Annotated in this window: 30 protein-coding genes and 1 other RNA gene; 17 read left to right on the forward strand and 14 right to left on the reverse strand. The window is 61.5% G+C overall.

Translation table 11 applies throughout. From position 1 onward, the window contains the following. Positions 1-2: 2 nt before the first annotated feature. The 3 genes from Q1A89_RS01195 to rplT all read left to right on the forward strand — a co-directional run bounded on the left by Q1A89_RS01195 (position 3) and on the right by rplT (position 1,022). Positions 3-227 (forward strand): hypothetical protein, encoded by a 225-nt coding sequence (locus Q1A89_RS01195; protein ID WP_299722544.1) that lies wholly within the window; start codon positions 3-5, stop codon positions 225-227. Between the two features lie 213 nt (positions 228-440). Beyond that, positions 441-641, forward strand: a complete 201-nt coding sequence (gene rpmI, locus Q1A89_RS01200) for a 50S ribosomal protein L35 (RefSeq protein ID WP_014873788.1) — start codon at positions 441-443, stop codon at positions 639-641. A gap of 15 nt (positions 642-656) precedes the next feature. Continuing rightward, the gene (rplT, locus tag Q1A89_RS01205) at positions 657-1,022 is read left to right on the forward strand and encodes a 50S ribosomal protein L20 (RefSeq protein ID WP_299722547.1); all 366 of its coding nucleotides are present in this window, start codon (positions 657-659) and stop codon (positions 1,020-1,022) included. Between the two features lie 81 nt (positions 1,023-1,103). Here rplT and Q1A89_RS01210 read toward each other — a convergent pair whose 3' ends face one another. After that, positions 1,104-1,928, reverse strand: coding sequence for an OmpA family protein (locus Q1A89_RS01210; RefSeq protein WP_299722550.1), 825 nt, complete (start codon positions 1,926-1,928; stop codon positions 1,104-1,106). A gap of 296 nt (positions 1,929-2,224) precedes the next feature. Here Q1A89_RS01210 and pheS point away from each other — a divergent pair, with 296 nt between their 5' ends. The 4 genes from pheS to pheT all read left to right on the forward strand — a co-directional run bounded on the left by pheS (position 2,225) and on the right by pheT (position 6,901). Continuing rightward, positions 2,225-3,298: a phenylalanine--tRNA ligase subunit alpha gene (gene pheS, locus Q1A89_RS01215; protein WP_299722553.1), complete on the forward strand. Its 1,074-nt coding sequence runs from the start codon at positions 2,225-2,227 to the stop codon at positions 3,296-3,298. 51 nt (positions 3,299-3,349) lie between these two features. Continuing rightward, positions 3,350-3,553, forward strand: a complete 204-nt coding sequence (locus Q1A89_RS01220) for a phenylalanyl-tRNA synthetase subunit beta (RefSeq protein WP_299722556.1) — start codon at positions 3,350-3,352, stop codon at positions 3,551-3,553. Between the two features lie 41 nt (positions 3,554-3,594). After that, positions 3,595-4,410: a polyhydroxybutyrate depolymerase gene (locus Q1A89_RS01225; protein ID WP_299722559.1), complete on the forward strand. Its 816-nt coding sequence runs from the start codon at positions 3,595-3,597 to the stop codon at positions 4,408-4,410. Between the two features lie 91 nt (positions 4,411-4,501). Then, positions 4,502-6,901, forward strand: coding sequence for a phenylalanine--tRNA ligase subunit beta (gene pheT / locus Q1A89_RS01230; protein ID WP_299722562.1), 2,400 nt, complete (start codon positions 4,502-4,504; stop codon positions 6,899-6,901). Here pheT and Q1A89_RS01235 read toward each other — a convergent pair. Further along, positions 6,898-7,785 carry a LysR family transcriptional regulator gene (locus Q1A89_RS01235; protein WP_299722565.1) on the reverse strand — a complete coding sequence of 296 codons (888 nt, stop codon included), beginning with the start codon at positions 7,783-7,785 and terminating at the stop codon, positions 6,898-6,900. The genes pheT and Q1A89_RS01235 overlap by 4 nt on opposite strands. Before the next feature lie 85 nt (positions 7,786-7,870). Between Q1A89_RS01235 and Q1A89_RS01240 the strand changes: the two genes are divergently transcribed. Both Q1A89_RS01240 and Q1A89_RS01245 read left to right on the forward strand, forming a co-directional pair. Further along, positions 7,871-8,500, forward strand: a complete 630-nt coding sequence (locus tag Q1A89_RS01240) for a class I SAM-dependent methyltransferase (protein WP_299722568.1) — start codon at positions 7,871-7,873, stop codon at positions 8,498-8,500. Between the two features lie 62 nt (positions 8,501-8,562). Further along, positions 8,563-9,009 (forward strand): YtoQ family protein, encoded by a 447-nt coding sequence (locus tag Q1A89_RS01245; RefSeq protein ID WP_299722571.1) that lies wholly within the window; start codon positions 8,563-8,565, stop codon positions 9,007-9,009. 105 nt (positions 9,010-9,114) lie between these two features. Here Q1A89_RS01245 and Q1A89_RS01250 read toward each other — a convergent pair whose 3' ends face one another. Further along, positions 9,115-9,813, reverse strand: coding sequence for a glutathione binding-like protein (locus tag Q1A89_RS01250; RefSeq protein ID WP_299722574.1), 699 nt, complete (start codon positions 9,811-9,813; stop codon positions 9,115-9,117). 149 nt (positions 9,814-9,962) lie between these two features. Here Q1A89_RS01250 and mscL point away from each other — a divergent pair, with 149 nt between their 5' ends. Further along, positions 9,963-10,397 carry a large conductance mechanosensitive channel protein MscL gene (mscL, locus tag Q1A89_RS01255; RefSeq protein ID WP_299722577.1) on the forward strand — a complete coding sequence of 145 codons (435 nt, stop codon included), beginning with the start codon at positions 9,963-9,965 and terminating at the stop codon, positions 10,395-10,397. 61 nt (positions 10,398-10,458) lie between these two features. Here mscL and Q1A89_RS01260 read toward each other — a convergent pair whose 3' ends face one another. Both Q1A89_RS01260 and rpsU read right to left on the reverse strand, forming a co-directional pair. Further along, positions 10,459-11,958 (reverse strand): alpha/beta hydrolase, encoded by a 1,500-nt coding sequence (locus Q1A89_RS01260; protein ID WP_299722580.1) that lies wholly within the window; start codon positions 11,956-11,958, stop codon positions 10,459-10,461. A 137-nt stretch (positions 11,959-12,095) separates the two neighbouring features. After that, on the reverse strand, positions 12,096-12,302 hold the full coding sequence (rpsU, locus tag Q1A89_RS01265) for a 30S ribosomal protein S21 (protein WP_007118112.1): 207 nt from the start codon (positions 12,300-12,302) through the stop codon (positions 12,096-12,098). A 107-nt stretch (positions 12,303-12,409) separates the two neighbouring features. Between rpsU and Q1A89_RS01270 the strand changes: the two genes are divergently transcribed. Then, positions 12,410-13,105 carry a COQ9 family protein gene (locus tag Q1A89_RS01270; RefSeq protein WP_299722583.1) on the forward strand — a complete coding sequence of 232 codons (696 nt, stop codon included), beginning with the start codon at positions 12,410-12,412 and terminating at the stop codon, positions 13,103-13,105. Here the strand turns inward: Q1A89_RS01270 and Q1A89_RS01275 are convergent. Continuing rightward, complete coding sequence (locus Q1A89_RS01275) at positions 13,091-13,453, reverse strand: hypothetical protein (RefSeq protein WP_299722586.1); 363 nt, start codon at positions 13,451-13,453, stop codon at positions 13,091-13,093. The genes Q1A89_RS01270 and Q1A89_RS01275 overlap by 15 nt on opposite strands. 56 nt (positions 13,454-13,509) lie before the next feature. On the opposite strand from Q1A89_RS01275, the gene Q1A89_RS01280 reads away from it, so the two are divergent. Continuing rightward, complete coding sequence (locus tag Q1A89_RS01280) at positions 13,510-14,499, forward strand: NAD(P)H-quinone oxidoreductase (RefSeq protein ID WP_299722589.1); 990 nt, start codon at positions 13,510-13,512, stop codon at positions 14,497-14,499. Positions 14,500-14,755: 256 nt separating this feature from the next. Here the strand turns inward: Q1A89_RS01280 and Q1A89_RS01285 are convergent, their stop codons facing one another. Continuing rightward, complete coding sequence (locus Q1A89_RS01285) at positions 14,756-15,385, reverse strand: ribonuclease T2 (protein ID WP_299722592.1); 630 nt, start codon at positions 15,383-15,385, stop codon at positions 14,756-14,758. A gap of 127 nt (positions 15,386-15,512) precedes the next feature. On the opposite strand from Q1A89_RS01285, the gene Q1A89_RS01290 reads away from it, so the two are divergent. Both Q1A89_RS01290 and ltaE read left to right on the forward strand, forming a co-directional pair. Then, positions 15,513-16,274 (forward strand): DUF1013 domain-containing protein, encoded by a 762-nt coding sequence (locus tag Q1A89_RS01290; RefSeq protein ID WP_299722595.1) that lies wholly within the window; start codon positions 15,513-15,515, stop codon positions 16,272-16,274. Between the two features lie 79 nt (positions 16,275-16,353). After that, positions 16,354-17,394, forward strand: a complete 1,041-nt coding sequence (ltaE, locus tag Q1A89_RS01295) for a low-specificity L-threonine aldolase (RefSeq protein ID WP_299722598.1) — start codon at positions 16,354-16,356, stop codon at positions 17,392-17,394. Positions 17,395-17,468: 74 nt separating this feature from the next. Here the strand turns inward: ltaE and recR are convergent, their stop codons facing one another. Continuing rightward, positions 17,469-18,062, reverse strand: coding sequence for a recombination mediator RecR (recR, locus tag Q1A89_RS01300; RefSeq protein ID WP_299722601.1), 594 nt, complete (start codon positions 18,060-18,062; stop codon positions 17,469-17,471). 121 nt (positions 18,063-18,183) lie between these two features. Here recR and Q1A89_RS01305 point away from each other — a divergent pair, with 121 nt between their 5' ends. Next, positions 18,184-18,819 (forward strand): hypothetical protein, encoded by a 636-nt coding sequence (locus Q1A89_RS01305; protein ID WP_299722606.1) that lies wholly within the window; start codon positions 18,184-18,186, stop codon positions 18,817-18,819. Here the strand turns inward: Q1A89_RS01305 and Q1A89_RS01310 are convergent. Genes Q1A89_RS01310 through Q1A89_RS01320 form a run of 3 tightly spaced genes read right to left on the reverse strand, consistent with a single transcriptional unit; the run spans position 18,816 to position 21,296 of the window. Next, the gene (locus Q1A89_RS01310) at positions 18,816-19,160 is read right to left on the reverse strand and encodes a YbaB/EbfC family nucleoid-associated protein (RefSeq protein ID WP_299722609.1); all 345 of its coding nucleotides are present in this window, start codon (positions 19,158-19,160) and stop codon (positions 18,816-18,818) included. The genes Q1A89_RS01305 and Q1A89_RS01310 overlap by 4 nt on opposite strands. A 1-nt stretch (position 19,161) precedes the next feature. Then, positions 19,162-19,572: a hypothetical protein gene (locus Q1A89_RS01315; RefSeq protein ID WP_299722612.1), complete on the reverse strand. Its 411-nt coding sequence runs from the start codon at positions 19,570-19,572 to the stop codon at positions 19,162-19,164. Continuing rightward, positions 19,548-21,296, reverse strand: coding sequence for a DNA polymerase III subunit gamma/tau (locus tag Q1A89_RS01320; protein WP_299722615.1), 1,749 nt, complete (start codon positions 21,294-21,296; stop codon positions 19,548-19,550). Before Q1A89_RS01320 ends, Q1A89_RS01315 begins: the two co-directional genes overlap by 25 nt. 156 nt (positions 21,297-21,452) lie before the next feature. On the opposite strand from Q1A89_RS01320, the gene Q1A89_RS01325 reads away from it, so the two are divergent. Further along, positions 21,453-22,304, forward strand: a complete 852-nt coding sequence (locus Q1A89_RS01325; RefSeq protein WP_299722618.1) for a neutral zinc metallopeptidase — start codon at positions 21,453-21,455, stop codon at positions 22,302-22,304. On the opposite strand, the gene Q1A89_RS01330 is transcribed toward Q1A89_RS01325, so the two are convergent. Further along, positions 22,301-22,849: a TetR/AcrR family transcriptional regulator gene (locus Q1A89_RS01330; RefSeq protein WP_299722621.1), complete on the reverse strand. Its 549-nt coding sequence runs from the start codon at positions 22,847-22,849 to the stop codon at positions 22,301-22,303. The genes Q1A89_RS01325 and Q1A89_RS01330 overlap by 4 nt on opposite strands. A gap of 89 nt (positions 22,850-22,938) precedes the next feature. Between Q1A89_RS01330 and Q1A89_RS01335 the strand changes: the two genes are divergently transcribed. Next, the gene (locus Q1A89_RS01335; protein ID WP_299722624.1) at positions 22,939-23,808 is read left to right on the forward strand and encodes an alpha/beta fold hydrolase; all 870 of its coding nucleotides are present in this window, start codon (positions 22,939-22,941) and stop codon (positions 23,806-23,808) included. Positions 23,809-23,881: 73 nt separating this feature from the next. On the opposite strand, the gene ffs is transcribed toward Q1A89_RS01335, so the two are convergent. Next, positions 23,882-23,979: signal recognition particle sRNA small type (gene ffs / locus Q1A89_RS01340), an RNA gene on the reverse strand. A 43-nt stretch (positions 23,980-24,022) separates the two neighbouring features. Next, positions 24,023-25,711, reverse strand: a complete 1,689-nt coding sequence (locus Q1A89_RS01345; protein ID WP_299722627.1) for a 5'-nucleotidase C-terminal domain-containing protein — start codon at positions 25,709-25,711, stop codon at positions 24,023-24,025. Positions 25,712-25,824: the final 113 nt, after the last annotated feature.

Raw genomic sequence — 25,824 nt, forward strand, 5'->3', positions numbered from 1 at the left:
ACGTGACGCCGGATATGTATTTGGTGCTCGGCATTGTGATTGCCGGGTTTTCAATCCCGTCGATATTGTCGGCGGTATCGGATGGTCGCGCGCCGCGCGCCTCGGCTATCACCATTCTGATCGCAGGCGGGTTGATCCTGCTGGCCATTCAGACCCAGCCGGGCGGGTACACACTTCAGGAAATTCCTGATGTGTTTGTGCGGGTGATTGCGCCATTCGTTTCCTGAACGGCTTGGTCAAAAACTGCGCCCGCACCGCCATTGCTTGCGGGCCGGTCTGCCTTATCGGTTTTGGCACCCGCACGGCAGCATACTCCTTGCGGGAAAAAATGGCTTGCACTTGCGCCATCACCGTCCTATCTGGCGGCTTCGTTCCCGTGCGTCCGGCCACAGTGGCATGCCGAGTCGCGCGATCACCGAACTCGAACTATGGAGACGGAAATGCCCAAGATGAAGACCAAGTCGAGCGCCAAGAAGCGCTTTAAAGTGACAGCGACCGGTAAGGTCCTGGCAGGTCAAGCCGGCAAACGCCACGGCATGATCAAACGCACCCGCAAATTCATCCGTGACGCCCGTGGCACCACGACCCTGTCGGCCCCCGACGCCAAAATCGTCAAGGGCTTCATGCCCTACGACCGCTGATAGGAGGATATACATATGTCCCGTACCAAAGGTGGAACAGTCGCCCACGCCCGTCACAAGAAGGTCATCAAGGCCGCCAAAGGCTATTACGGCCGCCGCAAGAGCACCTTTAAGGTCGCGCGTCAGGCCGTCGACAAGGCCAACCAATACGCAACCCGTGACCGCCATAACCGCAAGCGCAACTTCCGCGCGCTGTGGATTCAACGGATCAACGCCGCTGTGCGCGCCCATGACGAAGCGCTGACATATAGCCGTTTCATCAACGGCCTGTCGCTGGCCGGGATCGAAGTGGACCGCAAGGTTCTGGCGGATCTGGCCGTGAACGAGCCCGAAGCGTTCGCAGCGATCGTGGATCAGGCCAAGGGCGCACTGCCTGCCTGACCCGCACTCTGGTTGAAGAATTGAGAAAGCCGCCCCAATCTGGGGCGGCTTTTTTGTTTCTGTGCGAAGCCTTCGACTTGCTCAGTTTTCGCTGACTTGTACCGGTGCCCGGCGCGGCGCGAGCGCGAATTGCACCCGCCGATTGACCGCCTCGCCCGATATTGTGCCGGACAGGTTGATGGGCCGTGTCGCACCAAAACCGCGCGGCTGCATGGCAGAGATATCAAACCCTTCGCGTTGCAACTGGTCGATCACGGATTGCGCGCGGAACCAGCTGAGCCGCATATTCAGGTCTGCGTTGCCGCGGCGGTCGGAATGGCCCTCGACGATCACCTTGACTTCGTCACAGGTGGCCACGGCTGTGGCGATGTTGCGTGCGCGGATCATATCGGTTTGCGACGGCACATCGCTGCCAAGCGGAAAGCGCACCGTGGTGATCTTGACCAGCGTGTCGAGGTTATCAACACAGCTTGGCACCCTATAACGATGCTCGGCGCCGAGCCCCAGTTTTGGTCGCGTTACGGCCGCGACTTCGACGGATTTTGGCGGCTGGACCACAGGCGTCACCTGTGGGTCTGCGATCTGCACCGGGTCTGCAAGACCGGGCGTTTCCACTGTGTCGCCCGATTGCAGCAGGCTGACCTCTTGGCGGGTCACGGTGTTGGCCAACTCGGGCAGGGCCGGCTCGTCCAGGGCTTGCGCAATTTCGCGTGCGAGCGCTTCGGACCGGTTGGTTTGCGAGATCAGAAGCGTCGTTGTCACGACCAGCCCCGTGAACATCGCCAGAAACAGCGCCCCACCGCTGATCATCATCCATTTCGGTATCGTGTTGCGTTTTTTTGGCGGCGCAAATTCCGCCTGCCGGGGTGAGTCACGCCCCGGTGTATTCATCGTCAGTTTCGCCATTGCGCTGTCCCCCAAGACCAGTCAATGTATCCGTCCGAACGACAGCCATGGGCGATTTCTTACAAATAATCCCACACATATGGCAGTTGTGTGGCCCAAACCATCTATCCGTAGGCCAAACACAAACATATCGCGGCTCGTTTCTCAATAGTGTCAACATACGGTGTCTCAATTTTTCTGCACCTGACGCCGATTTGCCGACGGAAGCGTATGCCACAGGTTGAATCGTGGGTGATGGCTTGCACTGTGGTGGTTGAAAGACTACTCCGCCTCAGAGCCGGAGCGGAGCCGACACGATGGATGATCTCAAAGCCAAATACCTGACCCAGATTGCCGACGCAGGCGACGAAAGCGCCCTTGAGGCGATCCGCCTTGCCGCCGTGGGCAAAAAGGGTGAAGTGGCGCTCAAGATGCGCGAGTTGGGGCGCATGACGCCCGAGGAACGCCAGGTGGCGGGCCCCGCACTGAACGCGCTCAAGGACGAGATCAACAGCGCACTGGCCGCCAAGAAGGCCGCGTTGGCCGATGCCGCTTTGGATGAACGTCTGCGCAGCGAATGGCTGGATGTGACCCTGCCGACGCGCCACCGCCCTGCAGGCACCATTCACCCGATCAGCCAGGTCAGCGAAGAGGTCACCGCCATTTTCGCCGAGATGGGGTTTTCCGTGGCAGAAGGGCCGCGTATCGACACCGACTGGTATAACTTTGACGCGCTGAACATCCCCGGGCACCACCCCGCGCGGGCCGAGATGGACACGTTTTATATGCACCGGGCCGAAGGCGACAACCGCCCGCCCCACGTGCTGCGCACCCACACAAGCCCCGTGCAGATCCGGTCGATGGAAAAGACCGGCGCGCCGACCCGCATCATCTGCCCCGGCGGTGTGTACCGCGCCGATTACGACCAGACCCACACACCGATGTTCCACCAGGTCGAGGGCCTTGCCATCGACAAGGACATCAGCATGGCAAACCTCAAATGGGTGCTCGAAGAGTTCGTGAAATCCTATTTCGAAGTGGATGGCGTCGATCTGCGCTTTCGCGCCTCGCATTTCCCATTCACCGAACCCTCGGCCGAGGTCGACATCCGCTGCAGTTGGGAAGGCGGCACGCTGAAAGTAGGCGAGGGTGACGACTGGCTCGAAATCCTCGGCTCCGGCATGGTGCATCCCAAGGTCCTGCAGGCCGGTGGGATCGATCCCGAGGAATGGCAGGGCTTTGCCTTTGGCATGGGGATCGACCGGATCGCGATGCTGAAATACGGCGTGCCAGACCTGCGTGCGTTCTTTGACAGCGATCTGCGTTGGTTGCGCCATTACGGCTTTGCTGCGCTGGATGTGCCGACGCTGCATGGCGGGTTGAGCCGGTAGAGCGCCCGACCATCTCTACTCATAGCCCGCCATCGCGCTACATGATGTGCGATGAAAACCTATCTTGTCGCTGGCATAGTTGTCCTGATTGTCATCGCCCACATCTTTTTGTGGCGTTCGGACATGGCGCCGGGACTCAAGCTGACGTTCACGCTGATCAATACGGTGGCGTGGACGATCATTCTTGCGCCTATCTTTCTGATTGACCGCTGGCTCGACGCGATCAAGCGGCGAAATGACAAGAAACCACGATAATTTGACGTGACACCGCGGCGCGAATCCATAGCGTGCGTTTCATGAAATATGTGTTTGCTTTGCTGGCCCTGTGGGCCACACCCGCCTTTGCCATGGGTCCGTGGCAGCGCGATTGTGTGCTGGATGTGCCCTGTGCCGTTGGCGACCGATCCTATCACGTCAAGGAACCCGACGACTGGGATGGCACCAGCCCGCTGCCCGTTCTCATCCACTTTCACGGCTGGCAACGCACTGGCGCGCTACCCGTACAGCACCAGCGGATTTCGGGTGCCACGCGGCGGCGCGGTGTGTTGCTGATCGCGCCCAACGGCAATCGCAAGACGTGGGACATGTGGTCACCGGAAACCGAGGACGTGCAGTTTGCCGCTGACGTGCTGGCCGATGTGGCCAAACGCTATCCCATCGATCCGGACAATATCCTTGTGTCAGGCTATTCCTACGGGTCGATCATGGCCTGGCGCGTGGCCTGCGACCGAGGGGCAGAGATGAAAATCCGTGCCCTGCTCGGCATTTCGGGAACGCTGCGCGGCACAGAGGAATGCGCCGAGACCCCCGACGAGGTGCGCCACGTGCATGGTCTCAAGGACAACGTGCTGGATTTTCCCTTCGGGCCGGGCAACGACACGACCTATCCGGTCAAGCTGTGGCGTGACGCGCTGGGCTGCACGGATGTGGCGGATACGCCCTATGACTGGGCCGTGGTCGATTTCCTGACCCTGACCCGCAATTCGTGGGCCGATTGCTCAGGTGGCAGCCGGGTCAGCCTTGATATCCATCCCGGTGGCCATTTCATCCCCCATGGCTGGATCGGGCGGCAGTTGGACGAGTTGCTGGGGCGTACACCCACCTATCCCTGACCCATAAGGCGCAGGTGTCCTGCGCCATGCTTGCACCTTGGCGCGATCTTTGCCATTGCAGGGCCACCGCGTATCCAAGGGCACATGACCGATGAAATTCACGCTCTCCTGGCTGAAACAGCACCTCGACACCACCGCAACCGTGGACGAGATTACCTATGCGCTGACCGACCTCGGCCTCGAAGTCGAAGAGGTCGAGGATCGCGGGGCCAAGCTGGCCGATTTTACCATCGGTCACGTGATCAGCGCCGAAATGCATCCCGATGCCGACCGTCTGCGTGTCTGTCAGGTCGCCACAGACGAAGGCACCAAGCAGATCATTTGCGGAGCACCCAACGCGCGCGAAGGAATCACGGTTGTCGTGGCTAAGCCCGGCGTCTACGTGCCCGGCATCGACACCACCATTGGCGTGGGCAAGATCCGCGGCATCGAAAGCTTTGGCATGATGGCTTCCGAACGCGAGATGGAGCTGTCGGACGAGCATGACGGCATCATCGAACTGCCCTCTGGCGAGGTGGGTGAACGCTTTGTTGACTGGCTGGCGACCCATGACCCGGCCAAGGTTGACCCGGTGATCGAGATCGCCATCACCCCCAACCGCCCCGACGCGCTTGGCGTGCGTGGCATTGCGCGCGATCTGGCGGCACGTGGTCTGGGATCGCTGAAACCCATGCGTGAACCGAGTGTCGAGGGGGCTTACCCGTCACCCGTGACCGTCACAATCGATGACGACACGCTGGATCAATGCCCCGTCTTCTTTGGCCGCCATATTCGCGGTGTCCAGAACGGGCCAAGCCCGTCGTGGCTGCAGGATCGCCTGCGCGCCATCGGGTTGCGCCCGATTTCCTTCCTTGTGGATGTGACCAACTATTTCACCTTTGACCTCAACCGCCCCCTGCACGTCTTTGACGCGGACAAGATCGAAGGCAGCACCTTGCGCGTGCACCGCGCGGCGGGCGGCGAGACCCTGATGGGCCTTGATGACAAGGAATACACGTTCGGCCCTGACATGACCCTGATTTCGGACACCCAAGGTGTCGAAAGCATCGGTGGCGTCATGGGTGGTGCCCGCACAGGCTGCACCGAAGAGACCGTCAACGTCTTTGTCGAGGCCGCCTATTTCGATCCGGTCCGCACCGCCTATACGGGCCGCGCGCTCAAGATCAATTCCGACGCGCGCTATCGTTTTGAGCGGGGGATTGATCCCGCGTTCACGCCAACTGGCCTTGATCTCGCCTGCGAGATGATTGTCGAACATGCAGGCGGCGAGGTGTCGAGCCGCGTGCAGGCGGGCGAGGTGCCCAACACGGCCCGCGCCTACCGTCTGAACGCCGCCCGCGTTCAAAGCCTTGTGGGCATGGACATTCCCGAGGCCGAACAGCGCCAGACGCTCACGGCACTTGGGTTCCGCCTTGAGGGCGACATGGCGCAGGTGCCCAGCTGGCGCCCGGATGTGATGGGCGAGGCCGATCTGGTCGAAGAGGTGGCGCGCATTGCCTCGCTGACCAAGCTCAAAGGCCGTCCCTTGCCCCGTATCGGCGAGGGTGTCCCCAAGCCGGTGATGACGCCAATGCAACGCCGCGAACAGATCGCGCGGCGCACGACAGCGGCGTTGGGCTACAACGAATGCGTCACCTACAGCTTTATCGATCAGGCCTCGGCCGCACTGTTCGGCGGGGGTGACGACGCCACGATGCTGGAAAACCCGATCTCGTCGGACATGAGCCATATGCGCCCGGCGCTGTTGCCTGGCCTGTTGCAGGCCGCCGCGCGCAACCAGGCGCGCGGTTCGATGGATGTGGCTCTGTTCGAGGTCGGCCCCGCCTTTCACGGCGGCGAGCCGGGCGAACAGCACTTGCTGGTCTCCGGCCTGCTGGTGGGCCGCACTGGTCCCAAGGACGTGCAAGGTGCCTCGCGCGCGGTCGATGTCTTTGACGTCAAGGCCGATGCCGAGGCGGTACTGGCCGCGATGGGTGCCCCGGCCCGGGTGCAAATCCTGCGCGGTGCTGCCGGGTGGTGGCACCCGGGCCGGCACGGCATGATCTGCCTTGGCCCCAAGAAGGTGCTGGGCGTGTTTGGCGAGTTGCACCCGCGCGTGGTCGAGGCGATGGACATCAAGGGGCCCGCGATGGCCTTTACCCTGTGGCCCGGCGAAGTGCCGATGCCGCGCAAGGCCGGTGCCAACCGCGGTGCGCTGGAGATCAGCGACCTGCAGGGGGTGGAGCGCGACTTTGCCTTTGTGGTGGATGCCGATGTCGAAGCGCTGACACTGGTCAACGCGGCCCTTGGGGCGGACAAGGCGTTGATCACGGATGTGCGCGTGTTTGATGAGTTCATCGGCGGATCGCTGGGTGAGGACAAGAAATCCCTTGCCATCACCGTGCGCCTGCAACCGCGTGACGCGACGCTGAAGGATGCCGATATCGAAGCCGTCGGTCAGAAAGTGGTCGAAAAGGTCACCAAGGCGACGGGTGGTACCCTGCGCGGCTAGACCTCGCGTTCGCCCAGCATCTCAGCAAGAAGATCGAACACCAGCCGGATACGGCGGCTGGTGTGCAGGTCGCGGTGCGTGACCAGCCAGACCGGAAAGGACAGGTCGGTGACCTCACCCAACACAGGCTCGACATCATCAAACTGACCCGCGATGTCCTGCGACATCGGAAATATGCCGAAGCCTTTGCGCACCATCTCCCAAATGGTGATGCCGCTGGTGGACCCGGACCGCAGGTTTTCGGCCCGCACCGGAATCCCGCGCTCATGCATGGCCTGCATGAACAGCGTATCATCACCCATACTGATGAAATCATGCTGTTCCAGCTCGGACAGTTGCGCTGGTCGGCCACGCGCAGCGAGATAACCCTTTGAAGCGTAAAGGTTGGCAGGGGCGTCGCCAATGCTGCGCGCGATCAGATCGGATTGGTCTGGGCGCACATGACGGATGGCGATGTCGGCCTCGCGTTTGAGGATATCGCGCACGTCATTGCTGGCGATCACGTCCACCCGCAGCCGCGGCGCAAGAGCGCGCAGTTTCAGCAACGTGTCGGGCAGAACATAGGCGCTCATCATGTCGCTGGCGGTGATGCGGACGGTCCCCTCGAGCGTTTGCCCGCGCCCGTAGGCCAGCATCGCGATCCGGTTGGCAGCGTCGCCCATGGCCCGCGCGTCCGTTAGCAGGTCGCGTCCCGCATCCGTTAGGGTCATGCTGCGCGCTGTGCGTTCGAACAGGGCAAGGCCCAACTCTTCTTCCAGGGCGCTGACCTGGCGACCGACTGTGGGCTGGGTCAGGCCCAGCTTGCGCGCCGCCGCCGACAGTGATCCCGTCTCTGCCGTGGCCAGTAACGCCCGCATGCGGTTCCAGTCAAACATGTTATCCATGCGATTTTGTATACCTTCCCTGCGAAATTCGCTAATTTTCAGCGCTGGTCACGGTCATTATATGCGCGCATGAAGGAGACATACAATGAAATCAAATCCGGACTTCTGGAGCAAAATTTCCGAGAAATACGCAGCCTCGCCCATTTCCGACATCGGGGCCTATGAGGCGACGATGGATCGTGTTCTGGTCCATCTGCCAAAGGACGCGCGGGTTCTCGAGCTTGGATGCGGCACCGGTTCCACTGCGCTGCGCCTTGCGCCGCATGTCCACAGCATCGTCGCAACGGATTTCGCAGACGGCATGATCGCGCAGGCCAAGGCCAAGCCGGGGGCCGATAACGCGCAGTTTCTATGTGCCGACGCCTTTGATCCGGCGCTGGAGGATGGCGTGTTCGATGTGGTGATGGGGTTCAACCTGTTTCATCTGGTCGAGGACACGCCTGCTGTCATGGGCCGCATACACGATCTGCTGGTGCCGGGCGGGCTGTTCATCTCAAAATCTGTTTGCCTCGGGGAACGTTCGCTCGGCCTGAAATTCGGGCTGATGAAACGGCTTATTCCTGTGTTGCAATGGGTTGGCAAAGCCCCTTTTGTCCGGTTCGAGACCATTGCGGGTCTGGAGGCCGACATTGTCGCGTCGGGGTTCGAGATCATCGAGACGGGGGACTATCCTGCCCGTCCGCCAAGCCATTTTGTCGTCGCCAAACGGGTCTGACCCTTGCCTCATCTGTGCAACCTGACAGGATGGGGGCGAACCGAACCCAAGGGAGCAGGCGCATGCTGAACGTTTACCTATCTGGCGAAATCCACACGGACTGGCGCGAGCAGATCATTGACGGGGCACAAGGTCTGGATGTGACCTTTCACGGGCCGGTCACTGATCATGGGGCCAGCGATGATTGCGGTGTCGTGATCCTTGGGGCAGAGCCGGACAAGTACTGGCACGACCATAAGGGCGCCATGGTCAATGCCATCCGTACCCGCAAGGGGATTGCGGAGGCCGATGTGGTCGTTGTCCGCTTTGGCGATCAGTACAAGCAGTGGAACGCCGCCTTTGATGCGGGATATGCGGCGGCCTTGGGCAAGTCGCTGATCATCCTGCACGGGCCTGACCATGCCCATGCCTTGAAAGAGGTGGACGCCGCCGCGCTGGCCGTGGCGCGGGAGCCGGCGCAGGTGGTTGATATCTTGCGGTATGCGATGACCGGGGCGTTGCCGAAATAGCGGATAGGCCGGAGTCCGACGCGGACTCCGGCTGATCTTTGTCTCAAAGACCGTTTTTGGGGGCGCTGCCCCCACACCCCCGTGGTATTTCTGGTCAGAAGAAGATCAGGGACGTTGCGGGATATTCTTGCCCTTGTCCACAGCCGGGCGCGCCATGAAGCGGTCGAGGTAGGCAACGAGGTTCTTGTGGTCGTCCCAGCCCACCATGTCGCGCGCTTCGTAAAAGTTCAGCGCGTTGAGCCATGGAGCGATTGCGATATCGGCAATGGAGAATTGCCCGGTCACCCAGTCCTGCCCGTCCAGCTGTTTTTCCAGCACGGCCAGCAGGCGCTTGGCCTCGTCCACATAACGTTGCTGGGGCCGTTTATCTTCCCACTGGCTTCCCGCGAATTTCACGAAAAAGCCCATCTGCCCCAGCATCGGCCCGAGGCCGCCCATCTGGAACATCAGCCACTGGATCGTGCGCGCCTTGTCACTGGCGGTTTCGCCGATCAGCTTGCCGGATTTCTCGGCGAGATAGATCAGGATCGCGCCAGACTCAAACAGGCCCACAGGCGTGCCATCCGGACCGTTCGGGTCAATGATCGCCGGGATCTTGTTGTTGGGGTTGAGCGACAGGAATTCGGGGCTTTTCACATCTGCATCGGACAGGGTGACGAGGTGGGCCTCGTAGGGGATCTGCATCTCTTCAAGGGCGATGGAGGCCTTGACCCCATTGGGCGTCGGAAACGAAAAAAGTTGCAGGATGTCCGGGTTCTTCGGAGTCCATTTCTGCGTGATCGGGAAGGCGCTGAGGTCGGCCATTTGGGTCTCTCCTGTTTGTGCTGTTTAAGACATAGGGGAAAAGTGCGAACAAAATACCCTTTGAGATGTCTGGCCATGTGTTATCTGCTGTTCATCAGCGCACAATGCCGCAAGAAGCGTGCTGCGCAAGACTGAGTGAGGGACAACATATGCTAAACGAATTCAAAGACTTCATCGCCAAGGGCAATGTCATGGACATGGCTGTTGGTATCATCATTGGTGCGGCGTTCACGGCGATCGTGTCGTCGCTGGTTGCCGATTTGATCAACCCGTTCATCGGATTGTTCATGGGCGGCATCGACTTTACCAACATGTATGTCGTGCTGTCGGGCGAGGTTGCCGCCGGAACATCGCTTGAGGCCGCACGCGAGGCCGGGGCAGCGGTGTTTGCTTATGGCTCTTTCATCATGGCCATCATCAACTTCCTGATCATCGCCTTTGTGGTGTTCATGCTGGTGCGCAACGTCAACAAGATCAAGGAAGCAGCAACCGCAGACGAGCCCGAGGCCGAAGAGGCCCCAGCTGGTCCAAGCGAGCTGGATGTTCTTTTGGAGATCCGCGACTCGCTCGCCAAACAGGGCTAAGCCACATCGCTGACAATATGCGCCGCTCCGGACTTCGGGGCGGCGTTTTTTTATGCGCGGTTCAGCCGGGCAGGTGCCAATAGTCCTCTCCATCTTTGGACAAGACACGATAGGCGACGGTGCGCGCATCTGGTGGCCGCGTGCCAAAGCGCATCAGATTGCCCAGATCGGTCAGGATTTCGCGGTCCTCGGCGAACAGCGAATGGTCGAGGAATGAATCGTCTCCGAGATATTTCTGCAGAGAAAAGACGCGATTGCCCACGGCGCTGATGTCGATGGTATCAATGCCTGCCACCACCACAGGGCCGGTCTGCCCAGGTACATCTCCGGCGCGCGGATAGTCGTTGCGCAGCTTTTTCGACGCGATCAGCGCCAGATCGGTGGCGCAGGCATAAAGCGTGACGCCTTTGGCGAATTTCTGCATGTAGTCGCTGACATCGCGAAAGGTGCCCACGTCGATGTCGGGAGCCGCCAGGATCAGCTGGTCGATAGTCTTGGTGTTGCGCGCCTGTATCTTGGTGCCGGCCTTGTCGAACCATTCCGCCAGCAGCTTGTTGCCCATGGAATGGGTGATCATGTGCACTCGCTCGACCCCCCGGGTTTGCAACACGAGGTCCACGAATTCATCCAGATGGGTCGCGGCCTGATCCGCGCTTTCGATGTCCGTCACATAGTTGATCGTGCCCTTGATCCCGCCGCCCATTGCGGGCCAGGAATAGAGGAACGCAGGCCCGTCAAAGCCGATGTCTTCGGCCATCTGCGCACAACGGAACAGGGCCGCGTTGAACTGGACGTTGAACCCGTGCACGAAGATGAACGCAGATTTGTCGAACCGGGTGGCACTTTGCGCTTCGGCCGCAGCGGCGGTGGTGAAGGTGTTGGCATCCACGGGGCGGCAATCGGAGATGGTGAAATGCTTGGCCGCTTTTTCCCGTTCGATGGTAAAGCCCAGGATTGGCATCGTGCGCGGGCGCGGGATTGTCCCCCACGGGCGTTTGCGCGGCACGGTGATATGGGCAATGCCAAGGGTCAGCTCACCACTGCGCTCATGACCAAAGTTTACGACGTCTTTCGACATCGTCGCCGCGCGCCGGTCGGTGCCAAAGAACACCCGGCGCATGTCGTAGTCCGGGTGATCTTCGGGCATGGTCGGAATGGACATGGGGCTGACCGGTGGCGGTGCCGCAGTTGCCGGACTGCCTGTTGTTTCGGTGTGATCGGGCGGCAGTTCGAACGGGTCGGAAAAATCCGAGCTGAAGGGATCGTCGAGGTTGGTCGCTGCGGGTTCCTGGCGTTCTTTTGTGGTCAGGTCCACGTCTTCGGGGATATAGGGCGGGGGCGGCGATTCCTTTGAGGTTTCGGGCTTGCGGTTCGGGCGCGGCGCGCCCTTTGGCTGAATATACCGGTCAAACCGCCGCTCGACGTGAAGCTTGCGCTGATAGCTACGGCCGATCACCCGGTAGATTAGATAGGCGATCGCAAGGACGCTGATCCCAACCAGCAGCGGCCCAATCCAGCCAATCTCCAGAACAAGACGGATATCATCAACAACAATTTCCATGACCCACCAATTGCTTTGCTGAAACAACTGCAGGTTAGCGAACTCCGTGGTTCTGGCAAAAGGTTAATCGCACAAAAACAAACCCCCGCGGCGGGGCCACGGGGGTTGAAACTGTGTCAAACAGCGCGGGCTTGGACTTACATCATGCCTTCGCGTTGCGCTTTTTTGCGTGCCAGCTTGCGGGCACGGCGGATCGCTTCAGCTTTCTCGCGCGCTTTTTTCTCGGACGGTTTCTCGAAATGTTGCTTGAGCTTCATTTCACGGAACACGCCTTCGCGCTGGAGCTTTTTCTTCAGAGCCCGGAGGGCCTGATCGACATTGTTGTCGCGAACACTAACCTGCATGTGGTTGTCACCACCTTTCTAGTTTCGAGTTGCAAGGATTTGCAGGAAGTGGCCACATAGCAAGAGCGCCCTAGTTTGTCCAGTGCCTTGCGGAACAGGAGACCGTTATGACCACCCCCTATGAAACGACCAAGGATGCACTGCTGGATGCGGCCCTGATGCATGTGCCGTTCGATGGCTGGTCCGAGACGACGTTCAAGGCGGCGGCCGCTGATGCAGATGTCGATCTGGCCATGGCCCGCGCTGTTTGCCCGCGCGGCGCGCTTGATCTGGCGCTGGCCCATCACGCCCGCGGCGATGCAGCGATGGTGGCCCGTCTCAAGTCTGACGAGCTGCCCGACCGCTTTAGCGACAAGATCGCCGCCGGGGTTCGTTTCCGGATCGAAGCGGTCAGCGACAAAGAGGCGGTGCGCCGGGGCACGACCCTCTTTGCCCTGCCCATGCATGCCGCCGATGGCGCCAAAGCGATCTGGGGCACGGCGGACAAGATCTGGGACACGCTGGGTGACACATCCGAGGATGTAAACTGGTACACCAAACGCGCTACGCTTGCGGGCGTGTACAGCACCACAGTACTCTACTGGCTGGGCGACGACAGCACCGACAATCAGGCCACTTGGGCCTTTCTGGACCGTAGGATCGCCGATGTGATGCAGATCGAGAAGGTCAAGGCGCAGGTGCGCGACAACAAGCTGCTCAGCACCGTGTTTGCAGGTCCGAACTGGCTGCTCGGTCAGATCAAGGCCCCGCCGCGTATGCCCAACCCGGACCTTCCCGGTATGTGGAATTCACGCGGCGATTAGACCTGCACGCAGCGCGGTGATGCAAACGGTGAGTTGGGCGACAACCACCAGCACGTTTGTGATGACAACCGGATTGGCGATGCCCACCACCCAGACCGTTCCCAGCTTGTAGGTGATTTGCACGGCAAACAGCGCAAGGGTCATTGGGATGGCCCAAGGGTGCCCGTCGACATGCAGACCGATCAGCGCGAGGCTCACCGGCGCGATCGATGCGTAAATACAGGCCAATATCCGTCGCGCCGGGCTGTCTAAGCCTAAGGCTGCTTGCAGTCCCGCGCTGTCCCGACCCAATGACCAAAGCACGGGGACCAGCACGGCAACGTTCAGCATCAGCGCAGTGATCTGCATTTGGATTCCTTTCCCGTTCTCAATAGGGATACGATGCCGGAAAAGGAGTGGATGCCATGGCCCAGAATATGCGAGCAGTTGAAATCAGTGCGCCCGGCGGGCCGGATGTGTTGCGGGTGACCGAGCGCCCGCGTCCCGTGCCGGGCCACGGGCAGGTGGTAATCAAGGTCGCATGGGCCGGGGTCAATCGTCCCGATGCGTTGCAGCGCGCCGGCCTATACAACCCGCCCCCCGGCGCAAGCGATCTGCCCGGGCTGGAAGCCTCCGGCACAATTGAGGCCATTGGCTCCGGCGTTAGCGGCTGGGCCGTGGGTGATCAAGTCTGCGCCCTTTTGCCCGGCGGCGGCTACGCCGAATATGTCGCTACCCCGGCGGCCCACTGCCTGCCGGTACCCGACGGCATGGGGCTGAAAGAGGCTGCCTGCCTGCCCGAGACCTATTTCACGGTCTGGTCCAACGTCTTTACCCGGGGCGGTCTGAAAGGCGGCGAGCGATTCCTGATCCATGGCGGGTCCAGCGGCATCGGCACCACGGCGATCCAACTGGCCAACCATTTTGGCGCGCGTGTGTTCGTGACCGCCGGGTCGGACGAAAAGTGCCAGGCCTGCCGCGATCTCGGGGCCGAGGTGGCGATCAACTATCGCGATGCGGATTTTGTCGAGGTGATGAAGGAACAAGGCGGTGCGGACCTGATCCTCGACATGGTGGGTGGCCCTTACATCCAGCGCAATCTGAGCGCGCTGGCCGATGACGGGCGTCTGGTGCAGATCGCGTTTCTGCAAGGGCCCACGGTCGAGCTGAACATGGTGCAAATCATGACGCGGCGCCTGACCGTGACCGGCAGCACCCTGCGCCCACAAAGCGATCTGGCCAAGGCCCGGATCGCACAGGACCTGCGCGAGGCGGTGTGGCCATTGCTGGCAGCCGGGCGGATCGGACCTGTTATGGATTCGGAATTTCCGTTGGATCAGGCGGCCGCCGCGCATACCCGGATGGAAGGCAGCGGCCACATAGGCAAGATCGTTTTGGAGGTGGCAGGCGGGTAGGGGGCCAGCCCCCTCGGCGCGGCGCGCCTCACCCCCGTGGTATTTCTGGTCAGAAGAAACGGTTTATTAAGGTTAATCAGCGTTCATGCCCGCACGGTACGGGCTGTGGAGCCGATGGCCGCGTCAGGAGAAGCTTTGCTTTTCCCTCGCCCGCAGTGCTCACAGGATGGGTGGTGCGGGCGATTTTGTCTCTTCTGACCAAAAACACCACCGCCGGAGGCTCCCACGCTGGCAACTCTGACAGAGCAGACGCGCCTTATCGCACCGGTGCAAACCGCGCATCCCGCGCTGTGCAATCGCGCACCACGTCCTGTCCGCACGGCACCGGGTCCAGATCACGCGACAGGCATATGCGCGCCTCCTGAATAAACCCGTCCCGACAGGTGATCGTGATCCCGTCCCGTTCCATGCCCGGATTGGCTTTCAGAAATGCATCCTCAACCACCGATGCAGGCAGTTTGACCTCGCGATCCAGCTTGCGAAACACCTCTGGACGGACAACGCGCCCGTAGGCTTCGCGCGACAGGGCGTAGTAGTCTGACGCTGACAGGCCAGAGCAGACCCCGTGTTTCTTCCACTGGTGCCAGGCCAGCCCGCCTGTCCCCATGATATCCGCCATTTGGGTCGTCATCGCGCGCGACGGGGATCGCTCTGACGTGCGACAATAGGATGGATAGCCTTGGTGAAACTGCGGCCAGAGCCCGTGCATGATCCAGCCGTGATCGTGGCGCGCATCACATTGGTCTGATCCGCGCGCGTCCCCTTCATAGGCGCACCAGTTCGGCGACCAGCTGAGGCTGAGCACAAAATAGTCGAAGGTGCCGGCCTTTTCCCCTTCGGCCCAGAGGGGCGCGGCCAGACACAGCCAGATCAACAGTGCACGCATTGGGCTTTCCTTTTTCTGCGATGCCACTTATACGCCACCCAAGTTCCCCCACAACGGAAACCCGCCTTGCACGCCAAGGCCGCCCAATCCGGGCGACGGGAAAGATATGCGCGAAGGAGCACAAGAAATGGCAAAACCGATCATGGCACGGGCCACCGCCGTCTGGCTGGTGGACAACACGACCCTCAGCTTCAAGCAGATTGCCGACTTTGTCGAAATGCACGAGCTGGAGGTGCAGGGCATCGCTGATGGTGATGTGGCCGCCGGTGTCAAAGGCTTTGATCCCATTGCCAACAACCAGTTGACGCAGGAAGAAATCGACGCAGGCGAGAAAGATCCGCTGCACAAGCTGAAGCTGAAATTCTATGCCGCCGCTGCGGGCGAGGAAAAGCGTCGCGGCCCCCGCTACACGCCGCTGTCCAAACGGCAGGACCGTCCGGCGGCAATCTACTGGCTCGTGAAATTCCACCCCGAGCTGACCGATGGCCAGATTTCCAAACTGGTGGGCACAACCAAGCCGACAATTCAGTCGATTCGCGACCGCTCGCACTGGAACATCTCGAACATTCAGCCGGTCGACCCTGTCGCTCTTGGTCTGACCAAGCAGTCTGAATTGGACGCCGCCGTGCAAAAGGCGGCCGCCAAGAAGGCCGCCGATCAGCCCGTCATGTCCGACGACGAGCGCCGCAAGCTGGTCAGCACCGAACAATCCCTCGGCATGGAAGCTGAACCCAAGATCCCCACCGCAATCGAGGGGCTCGAAACTTTCTCGCTCTCCATGGATGTTGAGGGGGATGATGAGGATGAAGACAAATCGACACTCGTGGACGCCGACAGCCTGTTCAATCTGCCCAAAGGCGACGGCAAAGACGAAGACGAACAGCCCTGATCGTCGACACGGCCTTTTACATTTCGACGGGCGCGCTTAATCTGGGCGCGCCCGTTTTCGTTTTCCCGAGGATTTGTCGATGAACCAGTATGCCACGATGCAGGATGCGCCTGCCGTTCCGATCCTTTGCGATTTGCGCAGCGACACGGTAACCGCTCCGGATGCTGCCATGCGCGCTGTGATGGCGGATGCCGAGGTTGGCGATGACGTTTACGGCGAGGACACCACCGTCAATCGACTTGAGGCGATCCTGGCCGAGCGTCTGGGCAAAGAGGCGGGCCTGTTCCTGACCTCGGGCACCCAAAGCAACCTTGTCGCCATGCTCAGCCATTGCGCTCGGGGCGAAGAGATCATCACAGGGCGCGGTTATCACATCTGGACCTACGAGGCGGCGGGGGCGTCGGTGCTCGGGGGCATCGCGCTGGACCCGCAAGGGGTGGCGCAAGACGGAGCATTGGAGCCTGACGCCATCCGCGCCGCCATCAAGGAAGACGATTCGCACCATCCGATCACCCGTCTGCTGACGCTGGAAAATACGCATAACGGCATGGCTGTCCCGCTGGCGCGGTGTCAGGCTGCTGTCGATGTCGCCCGCGCTGTTGACCTGTCGGTGCATCTGGACGGGGCGCGATACTTCAACGCCATTGAAGCGCTTGGATGTGCCGAAACCGACCTTGCCGACCTGTTTGATACCGTATCGATTTGCCTGTCCAAGGGGTTAGGCGCACCGGTCGGCTCTGTCCTTGTCGGTCCGCGTGACTTGATTGATCGTGCCCGGCGCTGGCGCAAAATGCTGGGCGGCGGCACCCGGCAGGCCGGCGTACTGGCTGCGGCAGGTCTGCACGCGCTGGATCACAACGTGACCCGCTTGGGCGAAGATCGCATGCGGGCTGAACGTTTGGGTCAGGTGCTGTCTGCATATGGCGATGTAACGCAAGCGACGAACATGATCTTTTTCACACCCAAGGGTGGGGTCACACCCGCGTTACAACAACACATGGCAGCCCATGGCGTGCGCCTGAGCGGTGCAACCGGCACCACCCGGCTTGTGCTGCACAAGGACGTCACGGACGAAGGCCTAGCCGCCGCCATCTCGGGGTTCGAGGCCTATTTCGCCTGACTGGCTCCGCGCGCCTTTTGGCGAGCGTTCGCTACTTGCGTACGCACCTTCCAGATTGCCTGTCCACCGGGGGGTCAGATTGCTTTACGCGCCCGCATGGCCGCCGTGATCGTGCCGTCATCTAGGTAGTCCAGCTCTCCACCTATCGGCACGCCTTGTGCGAGCGACGTCAGTCGGACCCGTCCGTCGAGCTGGTCCGCGATGTAGTGTGCCGTGGTCTGACCGTCGATCGTGGCGTTGAGGGCGAGGATGACTTCGCTGATGTTTTCTGTCTCGACCCGGTCGATCAGGCGGGGGATTCGCAGCTCGTCCGGGCCTACGGCATCCAGCGCGGAAAGGGTGCCGCCCAGCACGTGATAGCGGCCCTTGAACACGGCCGAACGCTCCATTGCCCACAGGTCGGCGACGTCTTCGACCACGCACAACTCTCCGGTCGCGCGCTTTTCCGAGGCGCAGATGTCGCACACGTCCGTCGTGCCCACATTTCCGCAATTCAGACATTCGCGCGCGGTGGCGGCGACGATCTGCATCACATCGGCCAGCGGGGTCAGCAGCAATGCGCGTTTGCGGATCAGGTGCAGCACGGCGCGGCGCGCCGAGCGTGGGCCAAGGCCGGGCAGTTTCGCCATCATCTCGATCAGGGCGTCGATGTCTTTGGTGCTGCTCATGTCTTTGGACTCTATTGCCGTTTCCGCGCGACAGAAAGTGCAGAATGTAGCTGCGTGATTTACACGTTCTCAATACGTTCCGTGCATGGTGAGCCGGAATTTTCCTGTTTGTCGAGGGAACATGAGCCGCGCCGCCTTGCTTTTTTGGGTTTTGATCGTCTGGACGATGACGTCCATGGCGGCGGCGGCTTGCGCCTATCCAGCTTCTTTGCAGATGGTGAACAAAACGATGATCGCCCAGCTCAAACGGGGTGGTGAGGTCAGCATGTTTGTGCGCAACAGCCTGCGCCGGTCCCTTGATCGCATGCCTGCCGATGCGATGTTGACGACCTTGTCCGGCGAGGTCGGGTGGCGCGATCTGCGCGCTGCACGCACGGTGCTTGAGGTGGCAACGGCGCTGGCGGATGGTCGCGGGTTCACTATTGACCCGGATTTGCGCCAGCACACGTCGCGCCTGAACGATGCGGTGCAGGCGGCCTGTTCAGACGGCACACAAGGCGCCAGTGGAGCGGCAGAAACCAATGCTGTCGAACGGAGCGATGCGCGCAAAGAGGTTGGCACAAGCGTTGGGCTGACCTTTGGCGAGGGGATGGCCCGACTGAGCGTGGCCTTTTCCATATATGCGGTGTTTCTGGCGTTCCTTTTCGCGTTCCGCCAGTTTTACCACCACAATTATGTGACGCGCCCGGGTGGTGCATCGGACGAGGCAATTGGCCCGATGGCGGAAATACCGCCGGACCTGCGCCGCACCCGTTAAAAGGGCAACTTCATACCCGCAGGCAGGCCCATGCCTTCGGTCAGCTTGCTCATCTCTTCCTGTGCGCGTTCGCCGGCCTTGCTCTGGGCGTCCTTTATCGCGGCGAGGATCAGGTCCTCGACCACTTCCTTGTCATCGCCGTTAAATATGGATGGGTCGATATCGAGGCTGGTCAATTCGCCCTTGGCGGTGGCCGTGGCCTTGACCAGACCCGCTCCGCTTTCGCCGGTGACCGTGATGCCGTGCAGGTCGTCCTGCATCTGCGCCATCTTGGTCTGCATTTCCTGCGCCTTTTTCATCATCCCGGCCATATCGCCGAGCCCGCCTAGTCCTTTGAGCATGTCATTCGTTCTCCGAGTGTCGGTCGCGACCAAAGGGCGGTGCGACATATAAAATCATCCCGATACATATTGCAGCGGCAGCAGCGATGAACAAGGTCGGCGGGCCAATGCAGCCTTCCTGGGCTGCCAAAACCTGCACCTCGTCGCCTGCGCCATAAAACACGATGATCGACACCCAGGCCGTCCACAAAAGCACAACAACCAGCGCGCCCCATTCATGGCGAAATCGCACAGCAACGGCGGACATGAGCAACAGCGCAAGGGAAAAGGGCGTGCCCATCAAGGCGATCATCTCGCCCCACGCGCTGGCCTCGGTGCCGGGCGTCCACAACGGACGCACCTTGTCACAGACTTCGGCCCATGCGACCCCCGGCAGCAGGGTCAGGATCAATCCTCCTCGAAGGGGTCCCATTCGTCGTCCACTTCGGGCAGGGCCTCGATATGCGCCTCTTGGGCGATGTCGGCGGCGGTGCGGATGTCGGTTATCTTGGCCTTGGGGAACTGCGCGATCACGGCCTGGACCAGCGGGTGGGACATCGCCTCGGCCTCGCGGGCGTATTTTTCGGCGTTGCGCACCTCGTCAATCGTCTTGCCGCCGCCTACGGAGACAACGGTGACTGCCCAGCGGTTTCCCGTCCAGAGTTGCAGGCGCTGGCCCAGCCGTTGGGCCAGATCGCGCGGCGCCCTTTCGGTTGGTTCGAATTCGATGCGCCCGGGTTCATAGCGGGCCAGCCGCAGGTCGGTTTCCACATCCACCAGCAATTTGCCGTCCCGGTTGGCGCGGATCAGTTCAAGCACGTGATCAAAGGTGGGATACCGGGCGAGTGCGGCTTCGCGATCTTGCGCAAGGGCCGTGTTTTGCCCACTGGCGTTTGGGTTGGCAGCCATCCGGGTCTGCGCCTGCGCGACGGCCTGCGCGCCACTTGACGACGGAGCCGCGCTCCCGCTTTGGACCGGCGCGGCCGGTGGCGGCGTGGCGTTTTGCAATTTGCGTACCAGTTCGTCCGGGCTGGGCAGGTCAGCCACATGGGTCAGCCGGATGATCGCCATTTCGGCAGCCATCATCGCGTTGGGGGCCATCCCGACTTCGTCCAGTGCCTTGAGCAGCATTTGCCACAACCGTGTCAGCACCCGCATCGGCAGGGTTTCGGCCATCGCCAGCCCCCGGCTGCGTTCGTCCGGAGAAATGGTCGGATCATCGGCGGCTTCGGGCGTGATCTTGACCACCGAGACCCAATGCGTGATCTCGGCCAGATCGCGCAGCACGGCCATCGGATCAGCCCCGTCAGCATATTGCGCGCCCAACTCGGTCAGCGCACCAGCCGCGTCGCCCTTGAGAACCATGTCAAAGAGATCAAGCACGCGGCCCCGATCTGCCAGCCCCAGCATCGCGCGCACCTGATCGGCGGTCGTCTCGCCCGCACCATGGCTGATCGCCTGATCGAGAAGTGACGTGGCATCGCGCGCGGACCCTTCGGCGGCGCGGGTGATCAGCGCCAGCGCGTCGTCGGCGATTTCGGCGCCTTCGGACGTGGCGATCTTGCGCAAAAGGCCAATCATCACCTCGGGTTCGATCCGGCGCAGATCAAAGCGTTGGCAACGCGACAGTACCGTCACCGGCACCTTGCGGATTTCGGTGGTGGCAAAGATGAATTTGACGTGCTCTGGCGGCTCTTCGAGCGTTTTCAGCAGCGCGTTGAAGGCGCTGGTGGACAGCATGTGTACTTCGTCGATGATGTAGATCTTGTAGCGGGCCGAGGCGGCGCGATAGTGCACCGAGTCGATGATTTCGCGGATGTCGTTGACGGATGTGTTCGAGGCAGCGTCCATTTCCAGCACGTCCACATGCCGCCCTTCCATGATCGCGCGGCAGGGTTCGCATTGGCCGCAAGGCTCGGTGGTAGGTCCGCCATTTCCGTCCGTGCCAACGCAGTTCATCCCTTTGGCAATGATGCGCGCGGTTGTCGTCTTGCCCGTCCCACGGATGCCGGTCATCACAAAGGCCTGCGCGATGCGGTCGGCCTGAAACGCGTTTTTGAGCGTGCGCACCATCGCATCCTGCCCCACCAGATCGGCAAAGGTCTCGGGGCGGTATTTGCGCGCAAGCACCTGATATTTGGGGGCTGTGTCTGACATGGGCCTTCGGTCGGATTCGCTGTGACCTGACAAGACTAAGGGCCGCGTCGCGCGGCGTCCACCGCTAGAGTCGGCCCTCGGCATTTCATTTTGCGCGCGGATGCAACTATTATGGCGGGGCCGCGTTATGCGGGGACACACAGTGAGGAACGGCATATGCGCCTGCGCGGGATCACCAGAAGCCGGAACATCGAAGATCGCCGTGGGCGCAGCGGACGTCGCGGGCGACGGGGCGGCGCTGTCGGTGGCCTTGGCATCGGTGGCATCCTTATTGTGCTGGTCATCGGCTGGCTCACCGGCGTGGACGTGATGCCGCTGTTGTCCGGCGGTTCTGCACCCGCCACAGCCAGCCGCCCGTTGACCGAAGCTGATGCGCGTGAAGGCGAATTTGCCGCCCGCGTTCTGGCTACGACAGAGGCCGTCTGGTCACGCGAATTCCCCGCGCAGGTGGGCCGGGCCTACACCCCTCCGGTCATGGTGCTGTTTTCCGGCACAACCACCAGCCCATGCGGCGGTGCCTCAGGCGCGACGGGCCCGTTTTATTGTCCCGCCGACAACAAGGCCTATCTCGACACAGCATTTTTCACGACCATGCGTGACCGCCTTGGCGCCGGTGGTGATTTTGCCGCCGCTTATGTGATTGCTCATGAGGTTGCGCATCATGTTCAGAACGAATTGGGCGTGCTGGCGCAGGTCCAGCAGGCCCGGCGGGGGGCGAGCGAGACGCAGGCCAACAATATCACCATGCGGTCGGAGTTGATGGCCGATTGCCTGTCCGGCATCTGGGCGCGCAATGTGGGTGAGTTGATGGAGCGGGGTGATCTGCAAGAGGCGCTGAATGCGGCCCGGATGATCGGGGATGACCATTTGCAACGGCAGGCGGGCCGCGTGCCCCAACCTCACACCTTTACCCACGGCACGTCCGAACAACGCGCGCGTTGGTTCGAGCGGGGTTATGATTCGGGCAACATGCGCGACTGCGACACGTTCGCGACCGACCGCCTCTAAAGCTGGCTGGTGAGCGTGCGCAGCACGTCCGAACTGCGCCGCGCGCGGGCCAGCATCCACCCGCCCTGGATCAGGACAAAGAGATGCTCGGCCTTGGCCTTTGCATGGTCTTCGGACAGGCCAAGGCGCCCGGCATGGTCAAGCACTTCGGCGATCCACCCCTCGTAGATGTGGCTGGCATGGGCGCGCATGTCCGTGCTGTCTGGTCCCTCGAACAGGGTGGCGGCGATCGGGCAGGTGTCCCAACCGGTTTTGTCGAACAATTTGGCCAGCTTATAACACAGCGTGGTGGCCCCGGCCTCGAACGTCTTGGCCCCGTCAAAACTGGCCGCGATAAGGCGCAGCATTTCATCCGAGGCCCATGTCGCTGCTGCAATGGCGAGGTCCGATTTCCCGTTCGGAAAGTGGTGATAAAGCGATCCCTTCGGGGCCTGCGCGTCCGCCAGTACATCCGCCAATCCAACCCCATGATAGCCGCGCGTGCGAAACAACGTGGCGGCAGAGTGGATCAGGCGGTCTTTGGTCGGGCGTGGGGTATCAGTCATACTTGCATCTTGACAGGAGTAGACCGATTGGTCCAGCGTGCGGAATAGACCGATTGGTCTAGGGCGTGACAGAAACGCAGGAGCCGACGATGTTTGACGACAATGCCATCCAGCACCCCGTTGCAGAGACTTCTCTGACGTTCAAAACACAGGATGGCGCAGAACTGGTTGGCCGTCTCTACCGTACTGAAACGCCCCCCGTAGCTGCGGTGGTTCTGAACAGCGCAACCGGCGTACCACAGCACTTTTATGCGCATTTCGCCCGCTGGCTGGTCGAAGAGTGTGGGATGGCGTGCCTCACCTATGACTATCGCGATGTCGGGCGGTCCTGGTCGGGGCCGTTGCGGGCCTCCACAGCCGATATGTCCGATTGGGGCATCCGCGATCAGGTCGCGGCCCGCCGCGCTATGGTCCGCACATTCCCGGATGCGCCATTGTGGGTCGTTGGCCACTCGCTGGGTACCATGCTGCTGCCCAATCAGCCCGAGACAGACAACATCGCACGCGTGATCGGTATCGCGACTGGCATGGTGCATCACAGTGATCACCCGTGGCCCTATCGTGCCCTGGCGATGAATTTCTGGTTTCTTGTCGGTCCACTGGCGACCGCCTTGTGCGGATACCTGCCCGGCAGGCGGTTGAGGTTTGGCGAGGATTTGCCAAGCGGCGTGTTCTGGCAGTGGCGCAAATGGTGCACATCGCGCGGCTTCAATACTGGCGATTTCGGACCGAAGCTGCCTCCGCCGAACTGGACCAGCCGTGCGCCCGTGCGCCTGCACGCCTTTATGGACGATGATCTGATCCCGCCGCATTGCGTCGAGCGTTTGGCGCGGAACTATGGCGACGGGGCCGAGGTTGTGCGGATTGATCCAAAGGATCACGGGCTGGATGCGGTCGGACACCTGAGCGCGTTTTCACGACGCAACAGCGCCCTGTGGCCGGTGTTGTTGGAAGTGTAGGTGGGTGTAGCCCTCTTGGCGCTTTCTTTGAACACGCCTGCCGGGTTGCGCCAGAGCCTGTCGCTTTGGACTTGGGTGAGAGATTGACAACGACCCAAGCGGGGCTCGTTACGGCTGCTTCCTTCCGGATCTGACCGGGTTGGCGAGGCGCCTGCCCGCGCCAACCTCTCGAGTCGTGATATAGGCGCGGTGCCCTTCGGGTGCAAGCATCTGTTCAGATCAGGACGCTGAGCTCAAGAAAGCCCTGATCGTTTCGCCCGATCTCCTGCGGATCAAATGCTGCGATCTCATTCAGATGCGCCATCGCATTGGGTGATGTTTCGATGACCACCCGTTGATGCCGCGCGGGCGCAAAACGCCACACAGACGGACAAAGCTCCGGGTCCGGAGGGCCTTGCATCGCGGTTCTGTGCAGCGCCTCGGTCAGATCGTGATCGGTGCGCAGCACTTCGCGCGCGCCCGAAAGACCCGGAAAATTCCCGCCCCCCGCACCGCGATAGCTGGTCATGGCCACAAGAAAGGACGCGTCTGCATCGACCGGCTCGCCCTGATGCGTCAATGCCCGGACCCGCCGGGCGTGGCGATCGATGCGCTGTCCGGCCGGGTTGAAACCCGGCGGAGCAAATGGGTCAATTCGCGCCTCAAGCCCATGCAGCATGTCAAAATGAAAGGCGGGTGCGTCCGGATTGACCAGCCGCGGGCATCCTTGCAAGTCATCGGCGAAAAAGGTGGCGGACCGTTCCACCCAACACATCAGGTCTGCACCCGTCAGGACGACGGCCCAGATCGCGTTTGGAAACGGGGCCAACATCGCGATATGGCGCGCGCGCACCGGTCCTGCGGGGACTTCGACATAGTTGCTGGGACCGCCAAGCCCGCCCATCGACATCGGCGCAACCGAAGCGAGCAGGGGGAGGTTGGCCAGATCTGTACCTGCGACCTGGGCGGCAATGACTTGCGTCATCGCCTTTGCGATCAGGGCATCCGACGGGCCCGACTTGAGCATGCCGAAATAGGTGTGAAACCCGTTGGGGCAGTGCGTTAACGTGCGATCCAGCGCCGTCTTTGTTTGCGCAAGGGCGGGGGCCGCAAGGGCGGTGATGAGGGGCACAGGGTTGTCGTTGACTTGGGGAATGCGCAGCGTTGCGTCATGACCGGCGACATGCCAGCCGTTGTCGGTCCAGCCAAGGTGCAGGTCGATCTGCCCAAGGACCTCTGCAGCATGGCCGGGCATCACCACAGGTACGCCGTTCAATGCCTGAGGGCCGTCCGGCGCAGGCAGCCGCTGGTGCGTGTGGCCCAGCACCATGGCGTCGATCCCTTCGACCTGCTGGGCGAGGAATGCTCCGAAATTTTCACCATCATCTGTGTCCGGTAGGCCGACTCCGCTGTGACACAGCAGCACAATAACGTCCGCGCCCTGTGCCTGCAGCGATGCGACCGCGCGCTGCGCCGCCGCCGCTCCTGCCTCAAATTCAAGCACGCCCGCGAGATAGCGGTTGTTCCAGATCGCGGTACTTGGCGGCAGCACCGACGTGATCCCCACCAAAAGGGTGCGCACTTCGGAATCTGAACGTGTGACTCTGCGCTGCAACAGGGCGGTTTGCGTCACACCAACCACACGGCCCGAGGAGATGTTCGCGCACAAGGTAGGTGCGTCTGTTTGGGCCACGCTGCGTTCCAGAAACGGGACGCCAAAATCGAAATCGTGGTTGCCCAGCCCGACGGCATCGTAGGACAAGGCGTTCAAAACGTCCGGCCATGGATGGGCGAAGCCAGGGGGCTGGTTGGCGCAGATGGTGCCCACGGGTGTGCCCTGCAATGCATCGCCGTTGTCGAGCAACACGCAGGCCCCTTTGGCCGACATGCGTGCGGTCTGGATTGTGCCTGCCAGCAAATCCATGCCGCGTCCCGCGACCCGGTGGTCGTGCAAAACATCCCATCCGGTCAAATGCATATGTACGTCGCTTGTGGCGAGTATGCGCAAATCAGCAAAAGCACGAGGCGAACTCATAC

Origin of the sequence: uncultured Tateyamaria sp. (assembly GCF_947503045.1) — a bacterium.
In the GTDB taxonomy this organism is placed as follows: domain Bacteria; phylum Pseudomonadota; class Alphaproteobacteria; order Rhodobacterales; family Rhodobacteraceae; genus Tateyamaria.

What these genes read in the sequence shown, in the direction of transcription:
- Q1A89_RS01315 (WP_299722612.1), bottom strand. Translation starts at nt 19,572, where the DNA reads ATGGGACCCCTTCGAGGAGGATTGATCCTGACCCTGCTGCCGGGGGTC.
- Q1A89_RS01285 (WP_299722592.1), bottom strand. Translation starts at nt 15,385, where the DNA reads ATGCGTGCACTGTTGATCTGGCTGTGTCTGGCCGCGCCCCTCTGGGCC.
- Q1A89_RS01310 (WP_299722609.1), bottom strand. Translation starts at nt 19,160, where the DNA reads ATGCTCAAAGGACTAGGCGGGCTCGGCGATATGGCCGGGATGATGAAA.
- Q1A89_RS01325 (WP_299722618.1), top strand. Translation starts at nt 21,453, where the DNA reads ATGCGCCTGCGCGGGATCACCAGAAGCCGGAACATCGAAGATCGCCGT.
- rplT (WP_299722547.1), top strand. Translation starts at nt 657, where the DNA reads ATGTCCCGTACCAAAGGTGGAACAGTCGCCCACGCCCGTCACAAGAAG.
- Q1A89_RS01220 (WP_299722556.1), top strand. Translation starts at nt 3,350, where the DNA reads ATGAAAACCTATCTTGTCGCTGGCATAGTTGTCCTGATTGTCATCGCC.
- rpmI (WP_014873788.1), top strand. Translation starts at nt 441, where the DNA reads ATGCCCAAGATGAAGACCAAGTCGAGCGCCAAGAAGCGCTTTAAAGTG.
- pheT (WP_299722562.1), top strand. Translation starts at nt 4,502, where the DNA reads ATGAAATTCACGCTCTCCTGGCTGAAACAGCACCTCGACACCACCGCA.
- Q1A89_RS01235 (WP_299722565.1), bottom strand. Translation starts at nt 7,785, where the DNA reads ATGGATAACATGTTTGACTGGAACCGCATGCGGGCGTTACTGGCCACG.
- Q1A89_RS01275 (WP_299722586.1), bottom strand. Translation starts at nt 13,453, where the DNA reads ATGCAGATCACTGCGCTGATGCTGAACGTTGCCGTGCTGGTCCCCGTG.
- recR (WP_299722601.1), bottom strand. Translation starts at nt 18,062, where the DNA reads ATGAGCAGCACCAAAGACATCGACGCCCTGATCGAGATGATGGCGAAA.
- Q1A89_RS01240 (WP_299722568.1), top strand. Translation starts at nt 7,871, where the DNA reads ATGAAATCAAATCCGGACTTCTGGAGCAAAATTTCCGAGAAATACGCA.
- Q1A89_RS01290 (WP_299722595.1), top strand. Translation starts at nt 15,513, where the DNA reads ATGGCAAAACCGATCATGGCACGGGCCACCGCCGTCTGGCTGGTGGAC.
- Q1A89_RS01320 (WP_299722615.1), bottom strand. Translation starts at nt 21,296, where the DNA reads ATGTCAGACACAGCCCCCAAATATCAGGTGCTTGCGCGCAAATACCGC.
- Q1A89_RS01305 (WP_299722606.1), top strand. Translation starts at nt 18,184, where the DNA reads ATGAGCCGCGCCGCCTTGCTTTTTTGGGTTTTGATCGTCTGGACGATG.
- Q1A89_RS01270 (WP_299722583.1), top strand. Translation starts at nt 12,410, where the DNA reads ATGACCACCCCCTATGAAACGACCAAGGATGCACTGCTGGATGCGGCC.
- rpsU (WP_007118112.1), bottom strand. Translation starts at nt 12,302, where the DNA reads ATGCAGGTTAGTGTTCGCGACAACAATGTCGATCAGGCCCTCCGGGCT.
- Q1A89_RS01280 (WP_299722589.1), top strand. Translation starts at nt 13,510, where the DNA reads ATGGCCCAGAATATGCGAGCAGTTGAAATCAGTGCGCCCGGCGGGCCG.
- Q1A89_RS01210 (WP_299722550.1), bottom strand. Translation starts at nt 1,928, where the DNA reads ATGGCGAAACTGACGATGAATACACCGGGGCGTGACTCACCCCGGCAG.
- Q1A89_RS01225 (WP_299722559.1), top strand. Translation starts at nt 3,595, where the DNA reads ATGAAATATGTGTTTGCTTTGCTGGCCCTGTGGGCCACACCCGCCTTT.
- Q1A89_RS01250 (WP_299722574.1), bottom strand. Translation starts at nt 9,813, where the DNA reads ATGGCCGACCTCAGCGCCTTCCCGATCACGCAGAAATGGACTCCGAAG.
- Q1A89_RS01245 (WP_299722571.1), top strand. Translation starts at nt 8,563, where the DNA reads ATGCTGAACGTTTACCTATCTGGCGAAATCCACACGGACTGGCGCGAG.
- Q1A89_RS01345 (WP_299722627.1), bottom strand. Translation starts at nt 25,711, where the DNA reads ATGGATTTGCTGGCAGGCACAATCCAGACCGCACGCATGTCGGCCAAA.
- pheS (WP_299722553.1), top strand. Translation starts at nt 2,225, where the DNA reads ATGGATGATCTCAAAGCCAAATACCTGACCCAGATTGCCGACGCAGGC.
- Q1A89_RS01330 (WP_299722621.1), bottom strand. Translation starts at nt 22,849, where the DNA reads ATGACTGATACCCCACGCCCGACCAAAGACCGCCTGATCCACTCTGCC.
- Q1A89_RS01260 (WP_299722580.1), bottom strand. Translation starts at nt 11,958, where the DNA reads ATGGAAATTGTTGTTGATGATATCCGTCTTGTTCTGGAGATTGGCTGG.
- ltaE (WP_299722598.1), top strand. Translation starts at nt 16,354, where the DNA reads ATGAACCAGTATGCCACGATGCAGGATGCGCCTGCCGTTCCGATCCTT.
- Q1A89_RS01335 (WP_299722624.1), top strand. Translation starts at nt 22,939, where the DNA reads ATGTTTGACGACAATGCCATCCAGCACCCCGTTGCAGAGACTTCTCTG.
- mscL (WP_299722577.1), top strand. Translation starts at nt 9,963, where the DNA reads ATGCTAAACGAATTCAAAGACTTCATCGCCAAGGGCAATGTCATGGAC.